The 23,777-nt window shown below is 73.5% G+C and carries 31 protein-coding genes; 16 read left to right on the top strand and 15 right to left on the bottom strand.

Annotation, left to right across the window (positions count from 1 at the left end; all coding sequences use genetic code 11):
- The 4 genes from ABZ117_RS32355 to ABZ117_RS32340 form a co-directional block, all read left to right on the top strand.
- Nucleotides 1–149, top strand: a 149-nt coding sequence (locus ABZ117_RS32355) for a sigma-70 family RNA polymerase sigma factor (RefSeq protein ID WP_356826024.1), incomplete at its 5' end; no start/stop codon positions are given.
- A 118-nt stretch (nucleotides 150–267) separates the two neighbouring features.
- Nucleotides 268–693, top strand: coding sequence for an ATP-binding protein (locus ABZ117_RS32350; protein ID WP_356826023.1), 426 nt, complete (start codon nucleotides 268–270; stop codon nucleotides 691–693).
- Between the two features lie 301 nt (nucleotides 694–994).
- Complete coding sequence (locus ABZ117_RS32345; RefSeq protein WP_356826022.1) at nucleotides 995–2,671, top strand: PP2C family protein-serine/threonine phosphatase; 1,677 nt, start codon at nucleotides 995–997, stop codon at nucleotides 2,669–2,671.
- Entirely contained in the window at nucleotides 2,668–3,756 is a 1,089-nt protein-coding gene (locus ABZ117_RS32340) for a cobalamin-dependent protein (protein ID WP_356826019.1), read from the top strand. The genes ABZ117_RS32345 and ABZ117_RS32340 overlap by 4 nt, the downstream gene beginning before the upstream one ends.
- Before the next feature lie 448 nt (nucleotides 3,757–4,204).
- Here the strand turns inward: ABZ117_RS32340 and ABZ117_RS32335 are convergent, their stop codons facing one another.
- Nucleotides 4,205–4,690, bottom strand: coding sequence for a MarR family transcriptional regulator (locus tag ABZ117_RS32335; RefSeq protein ID WP_356826018.1), 486 nt, complete (start codon nucleotides 4,688–4,690; stop codon nucleotides 4,205–4,207).
- A 148-nt stretch (nucleotides 4,691–4,838) separates the two neighbouring features.
- Between ABZ117_RS32335 and ABZ117_RS32330 the strand changes: the two genes are divergently transcribed.
- Nucleotides 4,839–6,008, top strand: coding sequence for a PP2C family protein-serine/threonine phosphatase (locus ABZ117_RS32330; protein WP_356826016.1), 1,170 nt, complete (start codon nucleotides 4,839–4,841; stop codon nucleotides 6,006–6,008).
- A gap of 773 nt (nucleotides 6,009–6,781) precedes the next feature.
- Here ABZ117_RS32330 and ABZ117_RS32325 read toward each other — a convergent pair.
- From ABZ117_RS32325 to ABZ117_RS32315, 3 genes are all read right to left on the bottom strand, one after another.
- Entirely contained in the window at nucleotides 6,782–7,294 is a 513-nt protein-coding gene (locus ABZ117_RS32325; RefSeq protein ID WP_356826014.1) for a MarR family transcriptional regulator, read from the bottom strand.
- Between the two features lie 320 nt (nucleotides 7,295–7,614).
- Nucleotides 7,615–8,046 carry a PRC-barrel domain-containing protein gene (locus ABZ117_RS32320; RefSeq protein ID WP_356826012.1) on the bottom strand — a complete coding sequence of 144 codons (432 nt, stop codon included), beginning with the start codon at nucleotides 8,044–8,046 and terminating at the stop codon, nucleotides 7,615–7,617.
- The gene (locus ABZ117_RS32315; RefSeq protein ID WP_356826010.1) at nucleotides 8,043–8,654 is read right to left on the bottom strand and encodes a PRC-barrel domain-containing protein; all 612 of its coding nucleotides are present in this window, start codon (nucleotides 8,652–8,654) and stop codon (nucleotides 8,043–8,045) included. Before ABZ117_RS32315 ends, ABZ117_RS32320 begins: the two co-directional genes overlap by 4 nt.
- Nucleotides 8,655–9,061: 407 nt before the next feature.
- Here ABZ117_RS32315 and ABZ117_RS32310 point away from each other — a divergent pair, with 407 nt between their 5' ends.
- The 7 genes from ABZ117_RS32310 to ABZ117_RS32280 all read left to right on the top strand — a co-directional run bounded on the left by ABZ117_RS32310 (nucleotide 9,062) and on the right by ABZ117_RS32280 (nucleotide 14,253).
- Nucleotides 9,062–9,556 carry an SRPBCC family protein gene (locus tag ABZ117_RS32310; protein ID WP_356826008.1) on the top strand — a complete coding sequence of 165 codons (495 nt, stop codon included), beginning with the start codon at nucleotides 9,062–9,064 and terminating at the stop codon, nucleotides 9,554–9,556.
- The gene (locus ABZ117_RS32305; RefSeq protein ID WP_356826006.1) at nucleotides 9,549–11,168 is read left to right on the top strand and encodes an NAD(P)/FAD-dependent oxidoreductase; all 1,620 of its coding nucleotides are present in this window, start codon (nucleotides 9,549–9,551) and stop codon (nucleotides 11,166–11,168) included. The genes ABZ117_RS32310 and ABZ117_RS32305 overlap by 8 nt, the downstream gene beginning before the upstream one ends.
- Before the next feature lie 84 nt (nucleotides 11,169–11,252).
- The gene (locus ABZ117_RS32300) at nucleotides 11,253–11,705 is read left to right on the top strand and encodes a hypothetical protein (protein WP_356826004.1); all 453 of its coding nucleotides are present in this window, start codon (nucleotides 11,253–11,255) and stop codon (nucleotides 11,703–11,705) included.
- 55 nt (nucleotides 11,706–11,760) lie between these two features.
- The gene (locus tag ABZ117_RS32295) at nucleotides 11,761–12,642 is read left to right on the top strand and encodes an SDR family oxidoreductase (protein WP_356826002.1); all 882 of its coding nucleotides are present in this window, start codon (nucleotides 11,761–11,763) and stop codon (nucleotides 12,640–12,642) included.
- A gap of 73 nt (nucleotides 12,643–12,715) precedes the next feature.
- Nucleotides 12,716–13,204, top strand: a complete 489-nt coding sequence (locus ABZ117_RS32290; protein ID WP_356826000.1) for an MSMEG_6728 family protein — start codon at nucleotides 12,716–12,718, stop codon at nucleotides 13,202–13,204.
- A 98-nt stretch (nucleotides 13,205–13,302) separates the two neighbouring features.
- Entirely contained in the window at nucleotides 13,303–13,674 is a 372-nt protein-coding gene (locus ABZ117_RS32285; protein WP_356825998.1) for an STAS domain-containing protein, read from the top strand.
- Between the two features lie 129 nt (nucleotides 13,675–13,803).
- On the top strand, nucleotides 13,804–14,253 hold the full coding sequence (locus ABZ117_RS32280) for a hypothetical protein (protein WP_356825996.1): 450 nt from the start codon (nucleotides 13,804–13,806) through the stop codon (nucleotides 14,251–14,253).
- Nucleotides 14,254–14,344: 91 nt separating this feature from the next.
- Here the strand turns inward: ABZ117_RS32280 and ABZ117_RS32275 are convergent, their stop codons facing one another.
- Entirely contained in the window at nucleotides 14,345–14,518 is a 174-nt protein-coding gene (locus ABZ117_RS32275; RefSeq protein WP_356825994.1) for a CsbD family protein, read from the bottom strand.
- Nucleotides 14,519–14,656: 138 nt separating this feature from the next.
- Here ABZ117_RS32275 and ABZ117_RS32270 point away from each other — a divergent pair, with 138 nt between their 5' ends.
- Nucleotides 14,657–14,827 carry a hydrophobic protein gene (locus tag ABZ117_RS32270; protein ID WP_356825992.1) on the top strand — a complete coding sequence of 57 codons (171 nt, stop codon included), beginning with the start codon at nucleotides 14,657–14,659 and terminating at the stop codon, nucleotides 14,825–14,827.
- A gap of 169 nt (nucleotides 14,828–14,996) precedes the next feature.
- Here ABZ117_RS32270 and ABZ117_RS32265 read toward each other — a convergent pair whose 3' ends face one another.
- Nucleotides 14,997–15,665 (bottom strand): helix-turn-helix domain-containing protein, encoded by a 669-nt coding sequence (locus ABZ117_RS32265; RefSeq protein WP_356825990.1) that lies wholly within the window; start codon nucleotides 15,663–15,665, stop codon nucleotides 14,997–14,999.
- A gap of 16 nt (nucleotides 15,666–15,681) precedes the next feature.
- Nucleotides 15,682–16,440: an SDR family oxidoreductase gene (locus tag ABZ117_RS32260; protein ID WP_356825988.1), complete on the bottom strand. Its 759-nt coding sequence runs from the start codon at nucleotides 16,438–16,440 to the stop codon at nucleotides 15,682–15,684.
- A gap of 389 nt (nucleotides 16,441–16,829) precedes the next feature.
- On the opposite strand from ABZ117_RS32260, the gene ABZ117_RS32255 reads away from it, so the two are divergent.
- On the top strand, nucleotides 16,830–17,390 hold the full coding sequence (locus ABZ117_RS32255) for a quercetin 2,3-dioxygenase (protein ID WP_356825986.1): 561 nt from the start codon (nucleotides 16,830–16,832) through the stop codon (nucleotides 17,388–17,390).
- Nucleotides 17,391–17,534: 144 nt separating this feature from the next.
- The gene (locus tag ABZ117_RS32250) at nucleotides 17,535–17,978 is read left to right on the top strand and encodes a MarR family transcriptional regulator (RefSeq protein ID WP_356825984.1); all 444 of its coding nucleotides are present in this window, start codon (nucleotides 17,535–17,537) and stop codon (nucleotides 17,976–17,978) included.
- Between the two features lie 6 nt (nucleotides 17,979–17,984).
- On the opposite strand, the gene ABZ117_RS32245 is transcribed toward ABZ117_RS32250, so the two are convergent.
- Complete coding sequence (locus tag ABZ117_RS32245) at nucleotides 17,985–18,866, bottom strand: DMT family transporter (protein WP_356825982.1); 882 nt, start codon at nucleotides 18,864–18,866, stop codon at nucleotides 17,985–17,987.
- A gap of 183 nt (nucleotides 18,867–19,049) precedes the next feature.
- Between ABZ117_RS32245 and ABZ117_RS32240 the strand changes: the two genes are divergently transcribed.
- Nucleotides 19,050–19,469 (top strand): CBS domain-containing protein, encoded by a 420-nt coding sequence (locus ABZ117_RS32240; RefSeq protein WP_356825980.1) that lies wholly within the window; start codon nucleotides 19,050–19,052, stop codon nucleotides 19,467–19,469.
- Between the two features lie 340 nt (nucleotides 19,470–19,809).
- Here the strand turns inward: ABZ117_RS32240 and ABZ117_RS32235 are convergent, their stop codons facing one another.
- The 7 genes from ABZ117_RS32235 to ABZ117_RS32205 form a co-directional block, all read right to left on the bottom strand.
- Nucleotides 19,810–20,352 carry a hypothetical protein gene (locus ABZ117_RS32235; RefSeq protein WP_356825978.1) on the bottom strand — a complete coding sequence of 181 codons (543 nt, stop codon included), beginning with the start codon at nucleotides 20,350–20,352 and terminating at the stop codon, nucleotides 19,810–19,812.
- On the bottom strand, nucleotides 20,349–21,122 hold the full coding sequence (locus ABZ117_RS32230; protein ID WP_356825976.1) for a DUF2071 domain-containing protein: 774 nt from the start codon (nucleotides 21,120–21,122) through the stop codon (nucleotides 20,349–20,351). Before ABZ117_RS32230 ends, ABZ117_RS32235 begins: the two co-directional genes overlap by 4 nt.
- An 88-nt stretch (nucleotides 21,123–21,210) precedes the next feature.
- Nucleotides 21,211–21,486, bottom strand: coding sequence for a DUF4190 domain-containing protein (locus ABZ117_RS32225; RefSeq protein WP_356826021.1), 276 nt, complete (start codon nucleotides 21,484–21,486; stop codon nucleotides 21,211–21,213).
- A gap of 2 nt (nucleotides 21,487–21,488) precedes the next feature.
- Nucleotides 21,489–21,653 (bottom strand): hypothetical protein, encoded by a 165-nt coding sequence (locus ABZ117_RS32220; RefSeq protein WP_356825974.1) that lies wholly within the window; start codon nucleotides 21,651–21,653, stop codon nucleotides 21,489–21,491.
- A 321-nt stretch (nucleotides 21,654–21,974) separates the two neighbouring features.
- Entirely contained in the window at nucleotides 21,975–22,256 is a 282-nt protein-coding gene (locus ABZ117_RS32215; RefSeq protein WP_356825972.1) for a hypothetical protein, read from the bottom strand.
- Nucleotides 22,257–22,358: 102 nt separating this feature from the next.
- The gene (locus ABZ117_RS32210) at nucleotides 22,359–22,826 is read right to left on the bottom strand and encodes a maleylpyruvate isomerase N-terminal domain-containing protein (protein WP_356826020.1); all 468 of its coding nucleotides are present in this window, start codon (nucleotides 22,824–22,826) and stop codon (nucleotides 22,359–22,361) included.
- Nucleotides 22,827–23,026: 200 nt separating this feature from the next.
- Entirely contained in the window at nucleotides 23,027–23,635 is a 609-nt protein-coding gene (locus tag ABZ117_RS32205) for a flavin reductase family protein (protein WP_356825970.1), read from the bottom strand.
- Nucleotides 23,636–23,777: the final 142 nt, after the last annotated feature.

Here is a 23,777-nt window from a genome sequence, read left to right as displayed (position 1 = left end):
GGGACCGGGTGATCCTGCATCTGCGGTTCGTGGAGGAGTTGACGCAGGCGCAGATCGGTGAGCGTCTGGGTGTCTCCCAGATGCATGTCTCGCGGTTGCTGTCGCGCACCCTCAAGCGCCTGCGCGAAGGAATGCTCACGACCCGCTGAGTTCCCTTCGTCGTAGTTCAGGGGCATGGAGACCTACAAGGCGGGTATAGGCGGCCAAGTGAAGGTAGTGAAGGCGGCTTCCACGGCGTGCGGTCTCCGCGCCGACCGTGTACGGGACATGGCCCCCGAGCCGATACAGGCCAGTTCGGCGCTCGACGGAGGTCTCGGCTGCATCGCCGAGGCGCGGCGCCGGGCCGCCGCGTTCCTGACGCACGCCCAGCAGGAGTACGGGGTCCCGGTCTCCGCCCGGGCGCTCGACCTGACGCAGCTGGTCGTCAGCGAACTGGTCACCAACGCCTGCAAGTACGCGCCGGGGCCGATCCTGATGGACCTGCGCGTCACCGGTGCCCTGGTCGAGGTGTCCGTGTGGGACTCCGACCACGTGCTGCCGGTGGCCCGCGCCGCCGAGCCCGGCCGGGTCGGCCAGCACGGCCTGGAGATCGTCCTGGCCGTCGCCGAGGCCTTCGAGGCGCAGCGCGAACCGGTGGGCAAGAGGATCACCGTCCGCATCGCCCTGGCCGACGGGCCGGCCGCGGTCAGGTAGGACATCGCCGGGCGCCCATGGGCGAGGACCGCGTGCCGGCTCAGGCGCGCGGTCCTCGCGCGCACATCGAGGCGACCGGTCCGCGCTCCGCGTGAGGAATCCGCGTAGCACGCGGCCCGGACAGGAAGTTGCCCGTATTTTTCTCCCCACCGTACGGCCGCTCCCAGCAGGGATCCCGCACCGGAGCGCCGCCACCGACCGCACAGAGCGGCTTGCGCCTGACACCAGGATACGGAACTGTTGCCGTAAGGCATCTATTTCCGAAGGCAGGAAGGTGGTGGGGCGCGCACGCTGCGTGCCCCTGCTTGTGTGCGCTTTTCGCGGCTCGTCCGCCGCCCCGCGCGACGCCGCCGACAGTGTCGGTGCGACGTGGGCCGACGCCCCCTGCCCCGTCCTGGTCGTCGACCGGCACGGCGGCCTCGTGCGGCTCAACCGGGCCGCCCGGTCGCTGCTGCCGGACGCCTGCGACGGTGACCGGCTCCACGACATCGTGCCGGCCTGGCTGTCCGACGCCCACCGGCACGTCGCCGGCGAACAGCCCGACTCCCCCCGCGGCCCGTCGAGTGGCGTCATCGGCGAACGCTTTTTCGACGCCCATCCCTCGCCGTCCGCCGACGGGGACGTGGTGTGGTGGCTGGTCGACCACACCGGCCGCCGCCTGGCCGAACGGGCCCTGCACAGCGCCCAGGAGCGGTCCAACGCCCTGGCCGAGGTCTCCGGCAGGCTCCTGTCCACCCTGAACGTGCCGCGCTGCATGGAGGTGGTCGCCGACACGGCCGCCGAGTACCTGGCCGAGGCCGCCGTGCTCGTCGCCCCGCCGCATGGACGGCGCCACCACGTGACGTACGCACGGCGCGGCGGAGGCGTCACCCAGGTGACCCGGAACATCGATCCGCACGGCGTCCCCGGTCTCGGCGAGGCGCTCCAGGGCTTCCCGCCCGTCCCGGCGCGCTGGATCAACCCCGACGACATCCCGGAGTGGCTGCTGCCCGAGGGCTTCCCGGGGACGGCCGGCTCCGTGATCGTCGCCCCCCTGCCCGGCCACGGGGTACCCGCCGGAGCACTGATCCTGCTGCGTTCCGGCCCCGAGCAGTCCTTCTCCGACGGGGAGGAGGTCTTCGCCCGGCTGTTCGCCGCCCGGGCGGGCGCCGCCCTGTCCGCGGCCCGGCTGTACACGGAACAGGCCGCCATCACGGCCACGCTGATGCGGGAACTGCTCCCGCCCGCCCTGCACCGGGTGCACGGGGTGGAGTACGCCGCCGCCTACCGCCCGGCCGAGGACCACGAACGGGTCGGCGGGGACTTCTACGACTTCCACCCCGGCGCCGACCCCTCCCGGGAGAGCCTCGTCGTCCTCGGCGACGTCGCGGGCAAGGGCCTGGACGCGGCCGTACTGACCGGCAAGATCCGCAACACCCTGCACGCGCTGCTGCCCCTCGCGGCGGACCACCTCCAGGTCCTGAGCCTCCTCAACGGCGCCTTACTGACCTCGCACCACACCCGGTTCGCCACGCTGGTGCTGGCCGCGGTGTCCCGTCGGGGCGGCCGGACGCACCTGCGGCTGACCAGCGCGGGACACCTTCCGCCGCTGGTCGTCCGAAACAGCGGCGAGGTCGAGGAGATGCCCACCCGCGGCACCCTGGTCGGTGCGCTGCCCACGGTGACGGCCCGCACGGTCGGGACGACGCTCGCGCCGGGGGAGACCTGCCTGCTCTACACCGACGGCATCACCGAAGCCCGCGGCGGACCGCTGGGCGACGAGTTCTTCGGGGAGCACAGACTCAGGCGGGCACTGGCGGAGTGCGTGGGCATGCCGGCGGAAGCCGTCGTGGAACACGTCCAGATGCTCGCCACCCAGTGGCTCGGCACCGGCCACCACGACGACATGGCCGTCCTCGCCATCAGCGCCCCCAGGACCGGCCCCCTGTCGCTCGTCGACGGCAAGGCCCGGCATCCGCGTCCCAGGATGAGCGGGTGATCCGCCCCGCCCGGGCGGACGAGTGCCGCGACCGGCTGTGGGAAGCCGTCGTGGCCGGTGACGAGTACGACGCCGTGGACGCCGTCCGGCAGGCACTGGCCGACGGCCTCGACGAAGAGGCGCTGCTGCTGGACGTGATCGCCTCCGTGCAGGAGAAGGTCGGCACCGAATGGGCCGCCGACCGCCTCACCGTCGCGCAGGAGCACGCCGCCACCGCCATCAACGAACGGGTGGTGGCCGGCCTGGCCCGCCCGCCGCGGGCCGAGCGGACCGGCCGGACGTCGCGGGGCCGAGTGACCGTCGGCTGCGTGGACGGCGACTGGCACGCCTTCCCGGCCCGGCTGGTGACGGAGGTCCTGCGCCTGCGCGGCTGGCAGGTGGACCACCTCGGGGCCCGGACGCCCACCCCGCACCTCATCGCCCATCTGCACCGCACCGATCCGCAGGCGGTGCTGCTGTCCTGCTCGCTGCCCACCCACCTGCCCGCCGCCCACACGGCCATCACCGCCTGCCGGGCCGTCGGCGTCCCGGTCCTCGCCGGAGGCCGCGCCTTCGGCCCGGGCGGCCGGTACGCCAGGGCGCTGGGAGCCGACCGCTGGGCGGCGGACGCCCGAGGCGCCGCGGGCGTACTGGCGGGCGGCCTGCCCCGCCCCGCCCCGAGGGCGGTCCGGCAGGCGGTCGACGACCTGCCCCATCTGGCCGACCAGGAGTACACGATGGTCGTCCACTCCCGCGGCGGGCTGGTGAAACAGACCCTCACCGGCCTCGAGGACCGCTTCCCGGCGGTGCGCGCGTACACCGACGCGCAGCGGGAGCGGACGGCCGAGGACGTCGCCCACATCGTCGACTTCCTGGCCACCGCCCTCTACGTGGACGACCCCGAGGTGTTCACCGCGTTCCTGACGTGGACCGCCGGCATCCTGCGGGCACGGAGGGTGCCGGTGCACTCGCTGCTCGCGGGGCTGGACGTCCTGGCCGGGCAACTGCGCGACTTCCCCCGCACCCTGGGGCTGCTGCGCGAGGGGAGCCTCGCGCTACGCACCCGCTCCACCGGCCCCGCTCCCGGACCCGGCATCCGGGTATGACCGAGCATGCCGCCACCGCACGCAGCCTGGAGATCACCGGCGAGCCGGCCGTGTGACGCCCGGAGAGCCGGGGCGGACGGTGACGTCACCCGGGCCGGCGCCAGCTGAGCGGACCTCTCCCTCCCGGCGCCCGGCCGGAGCGTTCACGCTTCCGGAGCCCGGTTGCCCGGCGCGCTCGCGGGGGCGTTCGCGCCGCCCGGCCGAGAAGTGCGCCACAGGTACCGCAGATCGTCCGGAGCTCGGGGTACACGGATGACAGGACGACTTCTGTACGTCCGCCGATGGCCGATCCGGCGCACACAGTTGCCGTTTGACAACTATAGCCAGGAGGCAAGAAAGTAGCCGTGTCGTATGTACACGGGGAAGGATGTGGGATGCTCCGGTCAACGGAGGCCGCTCCGTGTGCGCGCCACCGTCCAAGAGAAGCGGTGCCGGCCGGCCGGCCGGTTCAGGCGGTCCGGCTTCCGGGCCCCTGCGCGTCGTCGTGTATCTGCTCGGCGGCCACGGCACAGAACGCTTCCAGCCCCTCCGCGAGCGCGGTCCGCTTCGAGACCGGCATGAGGCCGAGGACCGCCCTGAGTTCCGCCTCCCGGCGGGAGCGCAGATCGGCGAGGAAGGCGCGGCCCCGGCCGCTCAGGCGCAGCCGCACCTCACGCCGGTCAGCCGGGCTGTTCTCACGCTCCACGAAACCGGCCGCCTGCAACCTGTCGAACAGCCGGCTGGTCGACGGCGGCGTCGAGGCCAGTGCCTCGGCGAGCGTGCGCATATTGATGCCGTCGTGGTGCTCGAGGATATGCAGCAGGCGCAGCTGGGACGCGGAGGCCGGCGCGGTCGACGCCCGGCCCCACAGGACTTCCAGCAGCTCCGCGGCCGTTGAGGTCACGCGTGCGATCTCGTCGGGCTCCGGTCGGCGGTGGAAGGAAGTCACAGTCACACTCTCGCAGGCACTGGGGTGCCCGCCAGCGTACTAGGTGCGGGTGCCGGCGACGGATGTCCGGCGCGACCGGCCCACGGTACGCGAGAACTTCGCCTCCGCAGGAGGCTCACACTTTGTCCGGCGAAAGATTGGTTCACTTCCCATCGTGAAGAGATTCGTCGCCGCTGTACGCGCTCTGCGGACAGCGGCTCCCCATGAGTTGCTCGACGCCGCCCGCCGTGTACTGGTCGAACAGTACGCGGCCGAGGCCGTCGAGCTGTTCATGGCCGACTACGGTCTGACCGTGCTCCAGCCGGTGTCCGTGCTGCCGCACACGCTGGAGCCGGTGTCGGTGCACAACAGCCCCGCCGGACGCGCGTTCGGCTCCCAGCAGTGCTACCGCGAGGACCTCAGGGACGGGCGGGCGTGCCTGCACCTGCCGGTCAGCGTGCGCGGGGACCGGCTCGGTGTGCTGTCCGTGACCCTGGCCGCGGTTGACGCCGGCCGCCACCAGACCGAACTCTGCGAGATCGCCGAGGTGCTGGGTCGCGAGTTGTTGGTCGCCGAGCGGGACACCGATCTGTATCTCCAGGCGCGGCGCAAGGACCGGCTGACCCTGGCCGCCGAGATGCAGTGGCAGCTCCTGCCCGGCCGTTCCTGCTCGCGTGCCGAGTACGACCTGGCTGCCCAACTGGAGCCCGCCTACGGCATCTTCGGCGACAACTTCGACTGGTCCGCCACCGCCGACCACCTGATGCTGTACGTCACCAACGGCATGGGCGAGGGCATAGAAGCGTCCCTGCTGACCAACCTCGCCATCAACGCCCTGCGCAACGCCCGCCGGGCGGGCATCCCCCTCGCCGACCAGGCCGCCCTCGCCGACCAGGCCGTCTACGCCCACTACCGCGGACGCTGCTACCTGTCGGTCCTGCTCTTCGACTTCGACCTGACGAACGGTCGGGTGCGGGTGGTCGACGCCGGTTCCCCGCAGCTGCTGCGCCTGCGGCGGGGCGTCGTGGAGCGCGTCGGGTTCGAGGCCCAGTTGCCGCTGGGCATGTTCGAGGAGACCGACTACGTGGCGCAGGAGTTCCAGGTCGAGCCGGGGGACCGGCTGCTGTTCGTCAGCGACGGCGTGCACGCGGTCGCCTCGCCCAAGGGGGAGGCGTACGGGGAGGCCGCTCTCGCGCGGGCGATCCAGTCGACCCGGCTGCTGCCCGCGGCCGAGGTGCCGCGCGCCATCCTGCGCGAGCTGACCGGCCACCGGGGCGAGGCCATGCCCGACGACGACGCGCTGGTGGTCTGCCTGGACTGGCGCGGGAGGCCGGCCGAGCGGTGAGCACGGCAGCCTGACGGCCGGGTCGGCCCCGGAACCGGGCGGCCCGGCCCGCCACCCGGCCGGGCGCCCGCCACCGGCCGCACGGCGGGTGCGCGGCACCCGGTTCGCCGGCGCGGCACGCGAGTCGCCGGCGCGGCATGCCGGATCCGGATTCCCCGCGCCACGCGCGACCGGCGGCATCGTCTGCACACCGGGTTCTGTTGTGGGCGGCTGGCGCTGTGGGTTGGGTGCCGGGTGCCGGGTTCCGCTGTGCGCGGCCCGCGCTGTCGGCTGCGCACCGGGTTCCGCTGTGCGTGGCTGGCGGTGTGGGCCGGGTGTCGGGTGCCGTTGTGGGGGCTGGCCCTGTCGGCTGGGTGCCGGATCGCTGTGGGCGACCGGCGGCATCGTCTGCGCACCGGGTCCCGCTGTGTGCAGCCCGGCTGTCGGCTGGGTGCCGGAATTCTCTGTGCGCCGCCGGTGATGTCGGCTGCGCACCGAGTCCCGCTGCGCGCCGCCCGCGCTGGCGGCTGCGCGCCGCATCCCGCCGTGCGCGGTCGGCGGCGTCGCCTGTGCGTCGTGGACGGCGGCGTCCTGACCCGCGCGTCGTGCGGGGGCAGCGTCACAACCCGTGCGGGCCGCGCGGGCGCGGTGTCCGTCCGTCTGTTCCCGTCGGCCGGGGTTCTCGGCGAGCCGACGCGCCCGCTCGCCCGCCGGACCTGTACGCGGGATGCGCCGTGGTCGTCCTGCACCGGCACGCACCACTGACCGGCCGTCACTGAGGGCCCGCCGCCGCGTCAGGGTTCGCGGGTGCCGGGACCGTCGTCCCGGGCGGGCCCGTGCCGCTGTGCCCGCAGGAATGCCCGCATGCCCTGGACCAGCGCCGCGCGTTCGGCGGTCCGCATGGTGGCCAGGGGGGCGGCGAGTGCCCGTGCGCGCTCCGAGGCCACCTCGGTGAGCAGGCGCCGGCCGTGGCCCGTGAGGTTCAGCTGCACCTCGCGCCGGCTGTGCGGATGCAGCACCCGTTCCAGCAGGCCGGCTGCTTCCAGACGGTCGCACAGCCGGCTGGCCGTGGGCAGACCGATGTCCATGCGCTCCGCGAGCCCCGTCAGATTCAGCCCCGGCGTGGCCTCCAGTATCCGCAGCCCCCGCAACTGGTGCGCCGACAACCGCAGACTCGCCCGCTGCGCGGCATCCGACCACAGCTGGGACAGGCGCTCCACGGCATCGGCGATCTGCGACGCGGCGGCTTCGGGGTCGTCCCCCTCCGCGCGTGCCTGGCCGTCTCCGGCATCACCGAGACGAGTCACGAACACATCACTCTCAGGAACCCCTGGACCGGACGGATACCTACCTCACGCACACGCTGTACCCGCCCATTCGCAGGGCAACCGGTGCCGGTCCGCCCCGGTGGTCCGGGACGTGGGTGACTCCTCCCGACGGGCACCCGTGCGCGAGGGGGACGGGTGCCGCGGCCTGCTCGGGGGATTCGGCCGCGGCACGCCGCCGCCGGAGCGCGGCACGAATGCCCGGCCCCGGGTCACGTGCCGACTGCCCGGCGAGTGCCCCCGTACACGGAGCCGTCCGGGTGATCCGCGTACGAGGGCGACCGCGCCCTGTCCCGCTGGGGTCAGACGCGGTCCGCGTGGACGACCACGGCATAGGAACCGAGGCCGATCAGACGCTCTCCCGGGATGTCACCGAGCGCCGTGTACAGCGTGAGGATCTCTCCGGTCACCGGGTCGAAGCCGACGTCCCTGACGGTGCCGTGTTCGGTGCCGTACTCGGTCAGGACCCGGCTCCCGACGGCCTCGCGGTGCTCGGGCGCGTCGTCCGGCCCGGACTCCGCGGCGACGCGTGAGCGTACGATCACGGCGTCGCGCCCGACGGCCTCCACCGCCCCCCAGGCGATGACCGAGGAGCCTTTCGGCGCCCCGGACAGGCGCAGGCAGGCGACGCTCCGGGTCCGGGCGTCGATGGTCAGGCCGCTCACCGTGCCCAGGGTCGCCGCCTCCTCGGCGGTGATCACCGAAAGGCCCCGGGCCTGCGTGAAGAGGGTCATGCCGGGTCTCCTTCGGCTTCGGCGCGTGCGGGGGTGTCCGCGTGCGGCAGGTGGGCGCCCGCCTGGAAGGCCTCCACCTGACCGCCGAAGCTGGGCAGGTCCGCCGCGGCGAAGTGGCTCGCCCGCGCCGGGACGACCATGGCCTCGCCCGAGACGGCAAGGGTCTCCCCACGGGGGATGAACACATGACGCCGGTGACTGTCGAAGTGGTCGTTGGCGGCGATCTCGAAGCCGACGACGCGCCCACCGGTACCGGCTTCGACCACCACGTCACGCACGGTGCCGATCGCGGTGCCCTGGTCGGTGAGCACCGGCGCCCCGATCACCTGGCCGCTTCCGGCCGCGTGGGGCCCCACGACCGCGTCCCGGTCCGCGAGGACGGCCTCGCTCGGGATCATCACCGCCGCGGGCCCCACGGCGTGCACCGCGGAGAACGGCAGACTCCGCTTCAGCGGCCCGGCCAGCAGCCCCCGGCCACTGAGGGTGAAGCCGGTGATCCGGCCCGCCCCGGCGTCGAAGACGGTGTCCTTGATCCGCGCCACCGCGTCGCCGCCGAGGGTCACCACCTCCCGCCCGGTCAGCTCGCGAGCGAGCATCAGCGTGATCACCGCGGACCTCCTCGACCGGAGCGACGGCCCCCGCGCACCGCGATCACCGTTCCGGAACGGCGCCTGGCCTGCACCGCCAACGTCGCCGCGGCGATCAGTCCCATCGCCACGATCACCAGGACCACCCAGGCCCACCACACCATCGCCGACCTCCTCAGGGACCATGTCCCTCGTCGTACCGGGGTTCCCCTGTGCTCCCGCTTGCCCGCAGGGGAAGGGCACACGCCTGCCGTGCGCGGGGCGCGGCCCACGGCTTCCCGGAAATCACGCCCTCGCCGGCCCGCGGTCCTCCGGGCATACGGCCTCCGGCACGAGGGCACAGGGCACGCCGGCCGGTCACACGGTTGGGCCGCCCGTCCTCGGGCACCCGGTGACGGCCGTCGGCAGTCCACTATCCGGAGGCACCTATGGCAGTTCGTCATCGTCTGATCAAGGCCGACCCGGCCGCGGTGTGGGAAGTCCTCGCCGACGGCAGCCGATACGCCGACTGGGTGGTGGGCACCGGCGAATCCCGGCCGAAAGAGGGTCAGTGGCCGCAGCTGGGCGCGTCCATCGCGTACGAGATCCGGCTGGGCCCGGTGCGGCTCGCCAACGAGACGGTCGTACGGCACTGCGAGGAGGGCTCCCGCCTGGAACTGGAGATCATGGCGGGATGGCTCGGCACGGCCCGTTTCTCGATAGAGCTGCGGGAATGGGGTGAGCACTGCCTGGTCATCGTGGACGAACACCCGTTGCAGGGGGCCGGAGCCGTGCTGCACAACATCGGCGTCGAGGCGCTGATCCAGGTGCGCCACCGCCCCATGCTCGCCCGGCTCGCCCGATGCTGCGAGGGCGGCGCACAGCGGCGTCCCACGGCCTCCGCCCGGCAGGCCCGTACCGGGGAGGCGCCCGGTCATGCCTGACGCCGTGGTGATCGGGGCGGGCCCCAACGGGCTGGTGGCCGCCAACGTGCTGGCCGACGCCGGGTGGAGCGTCCTCGTGATCGAGGAACAGCCCGAGCCGGGCGGCGCGGTCCGCCACGACCGGGGCGTCCACCCCGACTTCGTCAACGACATCTTCAGCTCCTTCTACCCGCTGGCCGCCGCGTCCCCCGTCTTGTCCACGCTCCGCCTCGAGGAGCACGGGCTGCGCTGGAGCCACGCGCCGAGCGTGCTCGCCCATCCGCTGAGCGACGGCCGGTGCGCCGTCCTCGACCGGGACATCGAGACGACGGCCGCGTCCGCCGAGGCCTTCGCACCCGGCGACGGAGCGGCCTGGCGGCGCCTGTGCGAGCTGTGGGAGACGCTGCGCCCGGACCTGCTGGGCGCCCTGTTCACCCCGTTCCCGCCGGTCAAGTCATCTCTCCGGCTGCTGCGGACGCTGCGCGCGGCGGGCGGTCTGCGCACGGCCCGCTCCCTGGCCCTGCCGGTGCGCCGGATGGGGGAGGAGGAGTTCCGCGGCGAGGGCGGCCGGCTGCTGCTGGCCGGCAGCGCCCTGCACGCCGACCTCGCCCCCGAGTCCGCGGGCAGCGGCGGCTTCGGCTGGCTGATGTCGATGCTGGGGCAGACGTACGGCTTCCCCGTACCGGCCGGCGGCTCCGGCGCGCTGACCGAGGCGCTGGTGCGGCGGCTGCGCCACAAGGGCGGGGAGGTCCGCTGCGGGGAACGGGTGCAGAACATCGTCATCCGCGGTGGCCGGGCCGTGGGGGTGCGCACCAGCGCCGGTGCGGCGGTGCCCGCGCGCAGGGCCGTACTCGCGGACGTGGCCGTGCCCGTCCTCTACCGCGAACTCGTCGGCGCCGAACACCTGCCCGCCCAGCTGATGGCGGACCTGCTGCGGTTCCAGTGGGACTTCGCCACCTTCAAGGTGGACTGGGCGCTCGACGGCCCCGTGCCGTGGCGGGCCGAGCAGGCCGCCCGGGCCGGAACCGTCCACCTGGCCGACGGCGTGGACGAGCTGACCCGCTTCGCCGCGCAGATCGCCATGCGGCAGGTGCCCGACCGCCCCTTCGCCCTGTTCGGGCAGATGACCACGGCGGACTCCTCCCGTTCCCCCGAGGGCACCGAGTCCGCCTGGGCCTACACCCACGTACCGCACGACATCCGGGCGGACGCCGGCGACGAGGGCATCACCGGCACCTGGGACACATCCGAGCAGGAACGGATGGCGGACCGGGTGGAACGCCAGGTGGAGCGCTTCGCCCCGGGCTTCCGCTCCCTCATCCGCGCCCGGCGCGTACTCGCGCCGCCCACCCTGGAGGCGCTGGACGCCAACCTGTCGGGCGGCGCCATCAACGGCGGCACGACCGCCCTGCACCAGCAGCTCGTCTTCCGCCCCGTACCCGGCACAGGACGGCCGGAGACCCCCGTACCGGGCCTGTACCTCGCCTCCGCCGGCGCTCATCCGGGCGGAGGCGTGCACGGCGCTCCCGGCGCCAACGCGGCCCGCGCCGCGCTGCGCTCCCGGCGGGCACCCGGCCTGGCCGGCGTCCAGCGTGTCCTCACCCGCCGCGACCGCACCGGACGCAAACGCTGACCACCCGACCGGTGGACGGCGCATCCGGTCACCCGGGGAAACGGGAAGAGAACCGGACACGCCATCGCATCCCAGGGGAGCACCATGCACGACCACCAGGACGGACCCGACCGCCGGCACCGGCGTCCCGAAGGCGTCGACGACAAGACCGTCGAGGCTCTCGGGGCCCTGTCGAAGGCCCTGGAGACCACCGAACGCGCCCGCGGCCATCTGTACGGCTTCCACCAGCTCACCGGCGGGGCCGACCTGGAACTGGACCGCGCGGTGCGGCTGCTGCGCGAGGCGGGACATCCCGAGTGGGCGGACAAGGTCGAGGCCGAGATCCTGGGCCGCAACGTCATCCCGGGCCACTGGACGTTCCAGATCGTCGAGGCCTACAACGACACGTACTACCGCCCGTTCCAGCAGCTCGAACGCAGTGCGGTGAGCGAACTCGCCCAGGGCCGGGACCACCTGTACGAGGCCGAGATGAAGGAGGACCGCCGCACCTGCGGGCACCCCGACCACACGGCGCACCCCCCGGCCGCCGAGGCCTGACCCGCCCCCGCCACCGGAGCGCGGCGAGCGCCCCGCCGAGAGAAAGGCGAAGCCCGTGGGAAGCAGTCCCCTGAAGGACCGGACCGTCGTGGTGACGGGCGCCGCACGGGGGCTGGGCGCCGCGCTCGTCCGCGAGGTCGCCCGGCGGGGCGCCCGGCCGGTCCTCCTCGGACACGAGAAGGACCTGCTGGACGACCTGGCCGCCCAGCTGCCGACGCGGGCACTCGCGATCGAGGCGGACGTGACCGACCTCCCGGCCCTGCGCCGGGCCGCGCGTGAGACACACCGGAGGCTCGGCACCCCGTCCGTCGTGATCGCCAACGCCGGCATCGCGGCGGGCGGCCTGTTCGCCGACACGGACCCCGCCGAGTGGCGGCGGGTGATCGACGTCAACCTCACCGGGAGCGCCCAGACCGCCCGCGTCTTCCTTCCCGACCTCCGGGCCACGGCCGGCTACTACCTCCAGATCGCCTCCCTGGCGTCGCTCGGCGCCGCCCCCCTGATGAGCGCCTACTGCGCGTCGAAGGCGGGGGTGGAGGCCTTCGCGCACGCGCTGCGCGCCGAGGTCGCCGCCCATGGCGTCGCCGTGGGCATCGCCTACCCGAACTGGACCGACACCGACATGGTGCGCGACGCCGACCGGTACGCGGTGCTGCGCGAGCTGCGCGGCCACATGCCGGGACCCGCCCGCCGGGTGTACGACGTCACGGAGGTCGCCGGCCGCATCGTCGACGGCCTGGAACACCGCCGTACCGCCGTGTACGCACCGCCCTGGCTCCGGCTCGTGCAGCCGGTGCGTGCCGTCCTGCCCCCGCTCGTCCTGCGCGCGGCCCGCAAGGGCCTGCCACGCCTGGAGGCCGACGATCGCCTCGAACCTACCGGACTCCTCGGCGCCGGAGGAGACGCCGACCGCGCGGCGAGCCGGCACGCCCCGTGAACCGCCGGGGAACACCACCGCGGCACCCGGACCGAGCCGGCGCCCCGCCCCCACCCCCCTCAGGACGGCGTCCATGCAGACGTTTCTCCCCGACCCCGACTTCCGCTGCTCCGCCCTGCTCCTCGACCGCCGCCGCCTGGGCAAACAGCGGGTCGAGGCGCTCCAGGTACTGCGGGGCCTGACCGTCCCCGGATACGGCTGGCGCCGGCACCCGGCCGTGCGCATGTGGAGCGGGTACGACGAGGCACTGGTCCGCTACGGCCTCGAGGTGTGCCGGGTTTGGCGGGAGCAGGGACACCAGGACAGCTGCGCCGCCTCACTGGTCGCCGGATACGCCGCGCACCGTCCGGGCGCGCCCGTGCGTGACCAGGCCGCCCTCGCCGCCGCCGGGGAACTGCCGCCGTGGCTCGGTGACGAGGCCTTCCACCGCAGCCACCGGTCCGCGCTCGTCCGCAAGGACCCGGAGACGTACGCGCCCGCCTTCCCCGGCGTCCCGGACGATCTGCCCTATGTGTGGCCGTCGTCCGACCGGGAGGGACGCGACCTGTCCCAGCATCCCTGACACTGGTTGGGGGGCCGCATCTGGGGCAGGCGCCCATTTCCGGGACGCGGTCCGCGTTCCGGGCGGTGTCGGGAGGGCTGGTGTCCAACGTTCCTACGGTGGTGAAGACCCGTTCGGGCCAGGCCCTGGTGGCCGTGTTCCACGGGGAGATGGATTACCTGACCGGGCCCATGTTCCGCACGGAGTTCCTGGACCTTCTGCATTCCGGTGACCGGTTCGTCGTACTGGATGTCGCGGGGGTGCCGTTCTGTGATTCCGCGGGACTGAACGCGCTGCTGGCGGCCTATCGGTATGCGAAGGAGATCGGTGCCAGGCTGGTGCTGGCCGCGGTGCCCGACCAGCTGCGGCAGTTGCTGAGAATCACCGGGGTCGACGAAATCCTCGACATCTACGACTCCGCCCAGGATGCCGCGGCGTCGTGCGACGGATTACCTCGTTCCGGCATCCGTCACCCTGATCCGTCACTCTGATGGCCGTATCGGACGCATTTCCCCGCTCGACTACCCCAGTTCAGCACCCTTTCGAACGCACGGGCGGGTCTGATGCGTCATCAGGTGGGTAAGCGCCTGTTCTCGACGGCATCAAGGAAGGGGCAAGCCATGTCAGTGGAACCCGAACCTGCCGGAGCGGAACTGGCGGCGGAACACGTTGCCGCATCGATGATCCAGTTGTGGCAGCGGGCCCATGAGGATGTCGCCCCGACGGTCGCCGAGGAGCAGATGCGCGGGCTGCTGGCCCTGGAGGGCGGGCAGGCCGGCCCGGAGCGGATCGCCAGGGACCTCGGCATCGGTCTCTCCTCGGTGCGGAGCCTGCTCGACCGGCTGGAGCAGCGCACACTCGTGCGCCGTGTCCCGCCCGGGGAGTTCTGCCTCACCGGCGCCGGCAAGTGCGTTCTGGAAGCGACACGTCAACGCCGCCGACAGCTCCTGGAGCAGGTCCTCGGGACGGCCGCGCCGCAGGACCGCCCGGTGCTGCGGGACGCCTTCAACCAGCTGTACGGCCTGGTGAGTCCGCTGGCCCGGGTACCTCGCAGCCGCTCACCCCTGTGAGCTGTCAGGCGGATATTCCGGCGGATACCGAAAAGGGGCCTTCCCGGATCGATTCCGGGAAGGCCCCTTTCCTGTGACGGGGAGAAGCGCGTCAGTGCTTGAAAGCGTCCTTGGTCTTCTCCTTGGCCTCGCGGGCGTCTCCCTTGCTCTTGGTGGCCTGCCCCTCGGCGGCCATGCGGTCATTCCCCACGGCGCTTCCTACGGCTTCCTTGGTCTTGCCCTCGGCCTGCTCGGTCTTCGCCTTGGCCTTCTCACCGGCAGTCATGGAACAGCGCCTCCTCATAGCTTGTGTGCCGCTGTCGCGGTAACCCGCTCGTGCCCCCGCTCTCCCTTCACAAACAGGGGACCGGTGAAGAATGAAGGGAGGTTCGCAGGGCATGCGGAGGTCAGGAGGTTGATACATATGGTTCCCCTGCTGCTCGTTCTGCTTCTCGCCCTGATCCTCTTCGGTGCCGGTTTCGCCATCAAGATTCTCTGGTGGGTCGCCGTCGCCGTCCTGGTGCTCTGGCTCCTCGGCTTCGTCATGCGCTCCGCCAACTCCGGCGGCGGCCGAGGCCGTTGGTACCGATGGTGAGCTGACCTGCAACACACCCACCCCGCGCGGGGCCCGGCCGGTACGACGGCCGGGCCCCGCGCGTGTGCGGTGGCGTCCCGCTCGGGCCGGCTGTCGGGTCCGAGGGGCGCACCGTTCCCGGTCCTCTACGGGTGCCGGGGGGCGCCGGGTCAATCCGTCCCGGGGCCCTTCATCCCTCGGGCGCGTTCCACAGTTCGCTGAGTTCGGCCCAGTGCGGGGCGGGTCCCGGCAGGCCGGCGGGGTCGGCGACGGCGGCCGGCGTGCGCAACCCGGCGAGGACCAGGCCGAGGTAGCGCAGGTGCAGCGCGGTGGCACGCTCACCTGCGACCGGCAGCCGCGCGGCGAGGTGTTCGAGCAGCAGCGGAATGTCGGCGGAGGTGAAATCGGTGCGCAGCACTCCCGCCCGGTGTGCGTCTCCCACCAGTTCGTCGAGGGCGGCACGCAGCCGGGCGGCCGCGGCGGTCACCTCGTCCGTGGCCGGCAGCCGGCCGCCGACCAGGGGGAGGAGCGGGCCGCCCGGCCCTTGGGCCGACAGCGCGTCCCGCAGGAAACGGGCGAAGGCGGCCCAGGGATCGGGCTCCTCGGCGAGCGCCGTACGTGCCTGGGCGATGAGCTGTTCCATCCCCGCGACACGCATCCGCTGCGCCAGCAGTTCCTTGCTCGGGTAGCGGCGATACAGACTGCCCATCCCGATGCCGGCGCGGCGGGCGATCTCCGAGACGGGGGCGTCCCAGCCGCGCTCGGCGAAGACTTCCCGGGCCGCCCGCATGAGGCGGGCGTCGTTGCGGTCCGCCTCCCGCTGCCGGCCGCGCGGTTTGCCTGCGTGCGTGTCACCCATGGCGCAGCATTCTTCCTTACGGGCGGCCCACGCCGTGCCCGCCGTCGACGGTGACGACCTCGCCGGTGAGGAAGCCGGCGTCCTCTCCGACGAGCATCGCTATGGCCCGGGCCACGTCCAGCGGTTCCGCGACCCGCCCGAGGGGGGTGCTCTCCGCCAGGCGCCGCTGGAACTCCTGCGGCATCCCGGCGCTGGCCTCGGTGCGGACGAAGCCGGGCGCCACGACGTTGACGTTGACACCGAGCGGACCGGCCTCGTAGGCGACGAAGCGGGCGAAGGTGTTCAGGGCGGCCTTGGCGGTGCCGTGCGCGGCCATTCCCACGGTGGGCGGGCCGTCGGCCACGGCGCTGGAGACGTAGACGATCCGGCCCCGGCCCTGGGCGCCCATGACCGCCAGGGCCTGCTGGGTGAGCGTGTAGACGGACGCGAGTTCGTTCGTCACCTTGGTGTGGAAGTCGTCCCACGCCAGCTTCTGGACGGGCGTCGGGGTGAAGCGGGCGCCGGCGTTGCAGACGAGGACGTCCAGGCGCCCGTCGACCGCGGAGCGCTCCAGCAGCCCGGCCGCCTGGTCGGGGTCGTACACATCGGCCTGGACGGCGAACGCCTCGCCGCCGTCGGCCTCGATGAGCGCGACCACCTGGTCGGCCGCCTCACGGTTCGAGAAGTAGTTGACGGCCACGCGGTATCCGCGCGCCGCCAGCTCACGGGAGGTGGCCGCGCCGATTCCCCGGCTGCCGCCCGTCACCAGAGCGGTCGGCCTGCTTGTCGCCTGCATGTGTCCTCCGTGTCGGCGCGATCGTGTCTGCCCCAAAATATCGGAGCGGAGCGCTCCGTTCAAATAAGGGGGACAGCGGTCTCGCCGACCCGCCGGCCGGGGCGTCGCGCGGCACGCCTCGCCCCGCGCCACCGGCACGTGCATTGCCGCACCTGCCGGTGGCGCCGATGCCGGCGCCCCTCCGGGTGTCCCCGGGTCTCCAGGCGCGCTACCGGCGAGGCGATGGCCTGCGGCGTCACGTCGAGCCGGCGGGCCGGCTCGGCACCGGTCGGCTCCGGCTCGGTGGGCACCCGCATCGGCGGCGTGGCTCGGGTGGTCGGTGGCCTGGCGCGCGCCTTCCTTATGTCAGGTAGCCTGACATTGATTCCGCACGGAACCGGAGGTTCTGCATGACCATCGAGTACGCCACCCGTTACCGGACCCGCTCCCTCATCCCGCCGGAGCCGGGCAAGCCCTACTTCGTCGAGAAGGGCCTGGGCGACCGCGCCCACCTGTTCGGCGACCTCGTCACGGTGTACGCGGGCGGCGAACAGACCGAGAACACGTTCAACTTCTTCACCTGCGAGGGCCCGAAGGGCGAGCTGATCCCCACGCACTCCCACGCGGACACGTACGAGGTCTTCTACATCACCCAGGGCGCCGTACGGCTCTTTGTGGAGGACCTCGAGGGCGAGCAGCACGAGAAGCTGCTCACGCCCGGTGACTTCGGCTTCGTCCCGAAGAACTGCCCCCACGCCTACCGCATGGAACGCCACCATTCCCAGGTCGTCGGCGTCGCCGCCGGACCCGGCGGCACCTTCGAGCGGTTCTTCGAGACCCTCGGCACGCCCGCCGACGAACTGGGGCTGCCCGCCCGTCCGTTCGTACCGGAGCCGGAGAAGTTCGGAACCGTGCCCCGGCAGTACGACGTCCGCTTCCTGCCCGGCCACCGGTGGCGCACCGGGAGCTGACACACGCACGCAGGCACCGCCCCTCCTCGTCCCGCACGGCACCCGGAACGGAGATCCGGCGGTGCTTCGCGACGACGGCCGAATTCGTCGCCCGCCGCCGCTCGGGAGGATAATCCGGCGGGTACCCCGAGCCTCCGAGGAGCCATGAGTCATCGCGCCGCCAACCTGCCCCAGCTCCTGTCCGAGGCCCGCCGCTGGTTCGAGGACGCCCTGTTCGCCAGCATGGAGGCGGCGGGCGAGCAGCCGGTGACGACGGCGCAGGCGTCCGTCTTCGCGATGCTCGACGCGGAGGGCACCACCGTCTCCGAACTCGCCCGGCGCGTCGGCGTCACCCGGCAGACGGCGCATCAGGCGGTGCACGGCCTGATCGGCATGGGGCTGCTGGAGCAGACACCCGACCCCGGGTCCGCCCGCAGGCGCCTGATCCGTACGACCCCCGAGGGGCGGCGCGTGCACGAGCGGGCGCAGGCCACGATCAGGGTGATCGAAACGGCGCTGGAGGAACGGATCGGTCCGGCTCCGGCGCGTGCACTGCGGGAGGCACTGACCTGCGACTGGGGGCAGCCGCCGCTCGTCGCCGCGCCCTGAGCGGCCTCACCCGGCCATGTGTTCCCTCCCGGCCGGCGCCGGGACCACGGTGATGCGCTGGACGGCCCGGCTGAGGACCACCACCCCCACCACGATCATGAGGGCCCCGCAGGCCTCGGGTACGAGCCACCAGCCGGTGCGGATCCGTTCGTCGAAGAGGGTGATCCCCAGGACCAGGCTCACCACCGCGTCGCCGATGGTCAGGGCGGGCTGGGCCGCGGCCAGTGGACCGGCCTGGAGCGCGTTCTCCAGCAGGAGCACGGACACGGCGCCGGCGAGCGCGAAACCGTACGTCTGCCAGGACCGCAGGAACGCGGAGAAGCCGTGGTCGGCGAACGTGCCGCTGGCCGACTTCAGGAGGGCGGCGGTCAGCGCGTTGCCCGTCGCGGAGGCCGCCGCCAGCAGCGCGGCGCGCCGGGCCGGCGGGCGTCCCCGGCCGGCCGGCAGGATCGCCGCGGCCATGCCACCGGCGCACAGGCACACGGCCGGGATCCAGCGGGAGAGGGGCGCCTGGTCGGTCGCGCCGTGCGGGGCCGCCGCGAGCAGCAGCACGGCGAGGCCCGCCACACAGCCGCCGACGCCCCACCAGCCCCAGGGCGGCAGCCGCCGGTGCATCAGCGGTGCGGCGACGAGCAGCGCGAAGGGCAGTTCCAGGATGAACAGCGGCTGGACCAGCGCGAGCGGGCCGTTGACCAGGGCCAGGCTCTGGAACAGCGCGGCGCAGATCACGCCCGCCATGCCGATCATCCAGTAGGGCTGGTGCACCAGCTCCGTCAGCAGCCGCAGCCCGCCCCGGCTGCTGGCCGACGCCGCCTTGCGCTGGAACGCGGTGCCCACCGCGTTGCTCGCCGCTCCCGCGACGGCGAACGCCGCGGCCAGTTCGATCACGACCGTCTCCTGCCTGCGGCAGAACTCCCGGAGGAGGACCGGGCCCGTCCAGCCTATGGAGGGCGGGATCCGAGTGCCGGGTCTCACCGCGGGCGGCGGGCGCCGTTCTCGCCCGGACGGGCTATACGCCCGTTTCCGGGGTATCTGCCGGGCAGAGCCGGTCCGGTGGAGCTGGAGGAGTGCATGACGCAGGCGGTCCGCGAGATCATGACCACCAATCCGGTCGCGGTGGCACCGGACACCCCGGTGTGCGAGGTCGCGGCCCGGATGCGCGACGAGGACATCGGCGCGGTCCTGGTCTGCGCCGGCCACCGGCTGCGCGGCCTGGTCACGGACCGGGACCTGACGGTGCGGATCCTCGCCGAGGGCGGGGACGTCACCGGGCGGACGGTCGCCGAGGCGTGCAGCCGCGAGCTGGTCACCGTGGCACCGGACGACGACGTGGACCGGGCCGTGTGGCTGATGCGGGGCAAGGCCCTGCGCCGGCTGCCGGTCGTGGAGGACGGGTGCGTGGTCGGGATCGTCGCCCTGGGCGATGTGGCCGTGGAGTACGACCCCGAGTCCACGCTGGGGGTCATCAGCGCGGCCGGTCCCACCCGGTGAGGACGGGCTGCCCGGCCGTACCGGTCGTGGACGTACAAGGTGACGGTGGCCGGGTCGCCGGTGGTGAACGGCACCGCCGCCCTTGGGTGTGCGACAGGTTCGGGTACAGCTCCGTGGGGGCGACGGTGGAGCAAACCGCCCGGCGTACGGCCATCGCGGTGCTGGATGGCGGGTGGAGCCGCTCGCCGCGCTGCGCGTGTCCACCGGGTTCCGGCCGACGCGCACCCTCGCCCTCCGGCCCGGTGACGACGGGGAGCGGGGTGGGCCGGCGGGCGCACGGCAGGCGGCGGTCCCGCCGGCCGTGCGGCTCACGCCGTGTCGCTGTCGTCGGCCGCGCGGCTCACGCCGTGTCGGTGCCGTTCGCGCGCAGGGCCGTGTCCACGGCGCGGATCCGCCACTCCTCCACCGTGTCCTGCTGCCGCCGGGCCCGCTCCAGGAGGGTGTCGAGCCGGCCGGGATCCAGGCGCCGGTCGGCCGTGGCGAGTCGGCGCAGGGTGCGCCATCCGGCCGCCTTGCCCTCCACCGCCAGCCGCAGCGCCTCCAGCTCCACGACCGTGGTCAGCGGAGACCGCCGTACCAGCCGGCCGTTGGTCTTCAGCCGCCCCACCTTCTCGGCCGCCCAGCCCGCGCCGACCTTGGCGCGGCGCACCGGCACGTTCAGGTCCCGCATGATGCCCAGCAGTGCCGCCCGGTCCTCGCGGATCTCCGCGGCCACCGGTCCGAGGGCCCTGCCCAGCGCCGAACCGCGGACCGACCGCACCAGGCTGCCGGCCCGCTCGGCGCCCGCAGTGGCACCGGCGAGGTGGTCGTTGAGGTAGATGCCGAGCAGCCGCGTGTCGAGGCCACCCGTGTCCTCGGGGCCGGGCGTACGGGAACGGTTCATCGCGAGCCTCCTTGATTGCTGCCGTAGCCGTCGTGACCGCCGTGGCTCCGGGGCGTCCGTGATGCCGGTGGCCCGTCGTCCGCGTCCCGGCCGCGGGCGGGCCACAGCGGGCGGGAGACGCCGAGACGCACGTTCCGCACGCCGTCGGAGAAGTGCACGGTCGGCTCGGTGTCGGACGGCGGCAGTCCCGCCGCCCGGGTGACGGTCTCCTCGACCCGGTCGAGGCGGGCCGAGCGCAGCGGCCAGGGCGCGTGCTCGACGGGCGTCTCCCAGAGCGTGCCGAGTTGCCGCGTGTAGGCCCGCCACCGCGAGGTCAGCCACACGTCCCGGGTGTCCGGCCGGATCGGCGCGCCCGGCCGGACGGCCAGGTGGTAGCGGGGGCCACCGCCGCGCCGGACCCCGGTGTAGACGAGGGTGTCTCCGTGGCGCGACACGTCCAGGCGGCCGAGGCGGTACGGCACGCCCACCGCGCGGGCCGTCAGCATCACCGGGCAGGCCACCTCGATGGAGAGGAACCACAGCCCGTCCCGGCCGTCCCGGTCACGGACGTAGGTCCGCAGGTTGGTCTCGGCGAAGGAGGGCAGGGCGACGGGGGAGCCCGGCGGACGCACGCCGGCCATGACGAACGCGGTGAGGCCCACCCACGCCGTCCCGTCGAAGGTGTCCACCACCAGACCCGCCGGCAGCAGCCGCTGGACCCGGCCGGGGGAGTACGCCCAGTGCACGAAGGTTTGGGTCAGCCACCCGGCACGCAGTACGGGGGTGTGCACACGCTGCTCCGGTCCGTACGACACCACGCCCACCGGTTTTCCCGCGCACGCCGGCCGAAACCCGGTGTGCCGGGTACACCGGCACAGCTCAGCCGCCCCAGACCGACCAGGACGCCGTGCCGTGCGCGGAGAGAAGAACGGCGAGCACGACCAGGTCGGCGATGCCCAGTCCCAGTCCCAGGAGCGCCCGGAACCGGCGAGGTGTGTCCCGGCGGAGGGCCAGGACGGCCAGCACGATGGCGACCGGGCCGAGGATGAGGTTGAGGACGAGCAGTCCGACGAGTCCGAGGACGAAGGAGGCCACGGCCATGCCTTCGGTGTCCCGCCGGCCCGTCCGGGCCGAGGGAGGCGCGGTCAGTCGCATCGTCACGCCCTCCTCGTCCGGTTGCGGCGCCGCCGTTCGCGTCCCGCGAAGACCACGAGCCAGAGGGCGATGAGCGAACCGACCACCAGCGTGACGGGCCAGGGGAGGTAGGCCGCCGACCCCACGACGATGCCCAGCAGGAGCAGGGCGGCGATCAGGAAGAGCACGGCTGCCTCCCCGGGCCGGTGACGCGGGACGCGGACTCCTGTCGGTGCACCGGCCTCTCCGGCCGTATCTTCAACGCGTTCATGACATCGCCGGTTACCCGTGAGTCGCCGTCTCACGCAGCGGTTCACCGGCCGGGCGCGTTTCCTGACGGAGCGCCAGCACACACATGGCCGGATCGGACACGTTCGCGCTCCGGGCTTCACGGACCGCGCCCGTGCCGCCCTCCGCGGGCGCTCGGCCTGCCCGTGGCCGCCCGACCGCACTCGGCCGGGTCCGCTCCACCCACTCCGATCCGCCCACTCCCGTCCGTCCACCGGCGCTCAGGTGGCGCGAGTGCCGCCTCCCCGACGGATACGGCCCAGCAGATCCCGGTGGTAGGCGGCGATCTGACCGCCCGGCACCGGTGCGGGGCTGCCGGCGAGGGTGTACCAGGTGTCGCTGCCGGACTGCTGGACGGCGACGCGCACACTGTGGCCGTCCGAGCGGAGGATGGTCGCGACGGTGAGGTCGCCGGTGATGACGCCGACCTCGTCGGTCATCGCTCCGCCGGGGCCGGCCGTGACCCGGTCGACGTAACTGTTGATGGCGGGAGGGTTGCTCATGGGGCGCAGGTTTCCATCAACCTGACCGGTGCGCCCCGCACCGCGCAGGAGTCGCGCGCGTGTTCCCCGTGTTGGGCGTGTGGCCGGGCCCGGCCGGGGGCCTCATCCGACCAGCGGGAACCGGTCCGCAGCCTGCCCGGGGGCCGTCCGTTCGGCGTCGGTGAGCGCGGCCCGCCCGGTGCCCACGCGCGCAGTGCGTGTCGCTCCGTTCCGGCAGGGCGGGCTGGCCGGCCCAGCAGACGGTCCGCCGGCCGTCAGAACGTGCCCCTGCGTGGCCACCCGCGTCCCGGGCGGCACGGTGGCCGCCGCGTGCGCGGCCGCCGCCGGCGTCTCCACGTACAAGCCGCGCGGCCGGCCGAAGTCGAGGAACATGCAGCCGTTCACCCGTACCCGGCGCCGGCCGTTCGCCGCCCCGGCCGTGTCCGGCCGCCGGTCCCGCCAGTAGGTCACCGCGTCCCGGTCGGCCGGTCCGTGCGCGGGCGTGTGCAGTACCACCAGGGCGCGCTGGGCGTCCTGGAGGCGGTGGAGGACGAGGTCGCGCACCGCCCAGCCCGTACAGCCGGTCGGCAGTCAGGACTCCTCGTCGCCGAGGTCCGCGACCGCCGCCGAGGCGGCTTCGTACGCCGCGCGCAGGACGGACGCCGGGCCGGTGCTCTGCGCTGTGCTCATGCGGTCTCCCTCTCCCGTCGCGGTCAGGACACCGGATGGTAGTCACCGTCCGCCCCGGCGCCGGGCCCGGCCGTGCGTGAGAACCGGATGTCCGGGGCCGGTCAGTCGCGTGCCGTCTCCCGGTAGGGCACCCGGGCCAGCTCGTGGACCTCGCCGACCGTGCCCCACTCGTTGCCGCCCAGCCGGGACAGCGGACGCAGCAGCCCGATGTCGGGGCGGCCGGCCACCAGCGCGTCCTCGCGGACGGCGGCGTACACGACCCGGCCGAACACGACCGTCGAACCGCCCAGCCGCAGCGTCGAGTGCAGGGTGCATTCCAGGGCGACCGGGGAAGCGGCCACCCGCGGGGGCCCCACCCGCAGCGAGGGTTCGCGTTCGATGCCCACGGCGTCGAACTCGCTCCGGTCCCGGGGGAAGTCGGTCGCCGTCGCGTTGACCTCGGCGAAGAGCGGCTCGGGCGCGAAGTTGACGACGAACTCGCCCGTCGCCTCCGCGTTGCGCAGCGAGTCCTTGCGGCCCACGGAGGTGAACTGGACGATGGGCGGATCGGTGCAGGCGACGGTGAAGAACGAGTGGGGAGCCAGGTTCGCCGTCGCGCCGTCGGGCGTGAGGGTCGAGACCCACGCGATCGGCCGGGGCACGACGACGGCCGTGAGCAGGCGGTAGAAGGATCCGGGATCCATGGCATCCGGTGAGTAGTCGACACGCATGACAGCACGCTAAGCGGTCGCCCGCGCAGGTCACCGCCGGCCCCTCCACATCGTGCGCGCCCACACGGCGAAGTGCGCCCGCCGGGGGCCGCCACGCCGCCGGAGCTGCCGGTGCCGTCCTGAGCGGGACCCTCCACGCCGA

It is taken from the genome of Streptomyces sp. NPDC006309 (assembly GCF_040613095.1).
GTDB lineage: Bacteria > Actinomycetota > Actinomycetes > Streptomycetales > Streptomycetaceae > Streptomyces.
The sequence above is the reverse complement of the archived record's forward strand: the minus strand, read 5'-3'. Positions and strand labels throughout refer to the sequence as shown.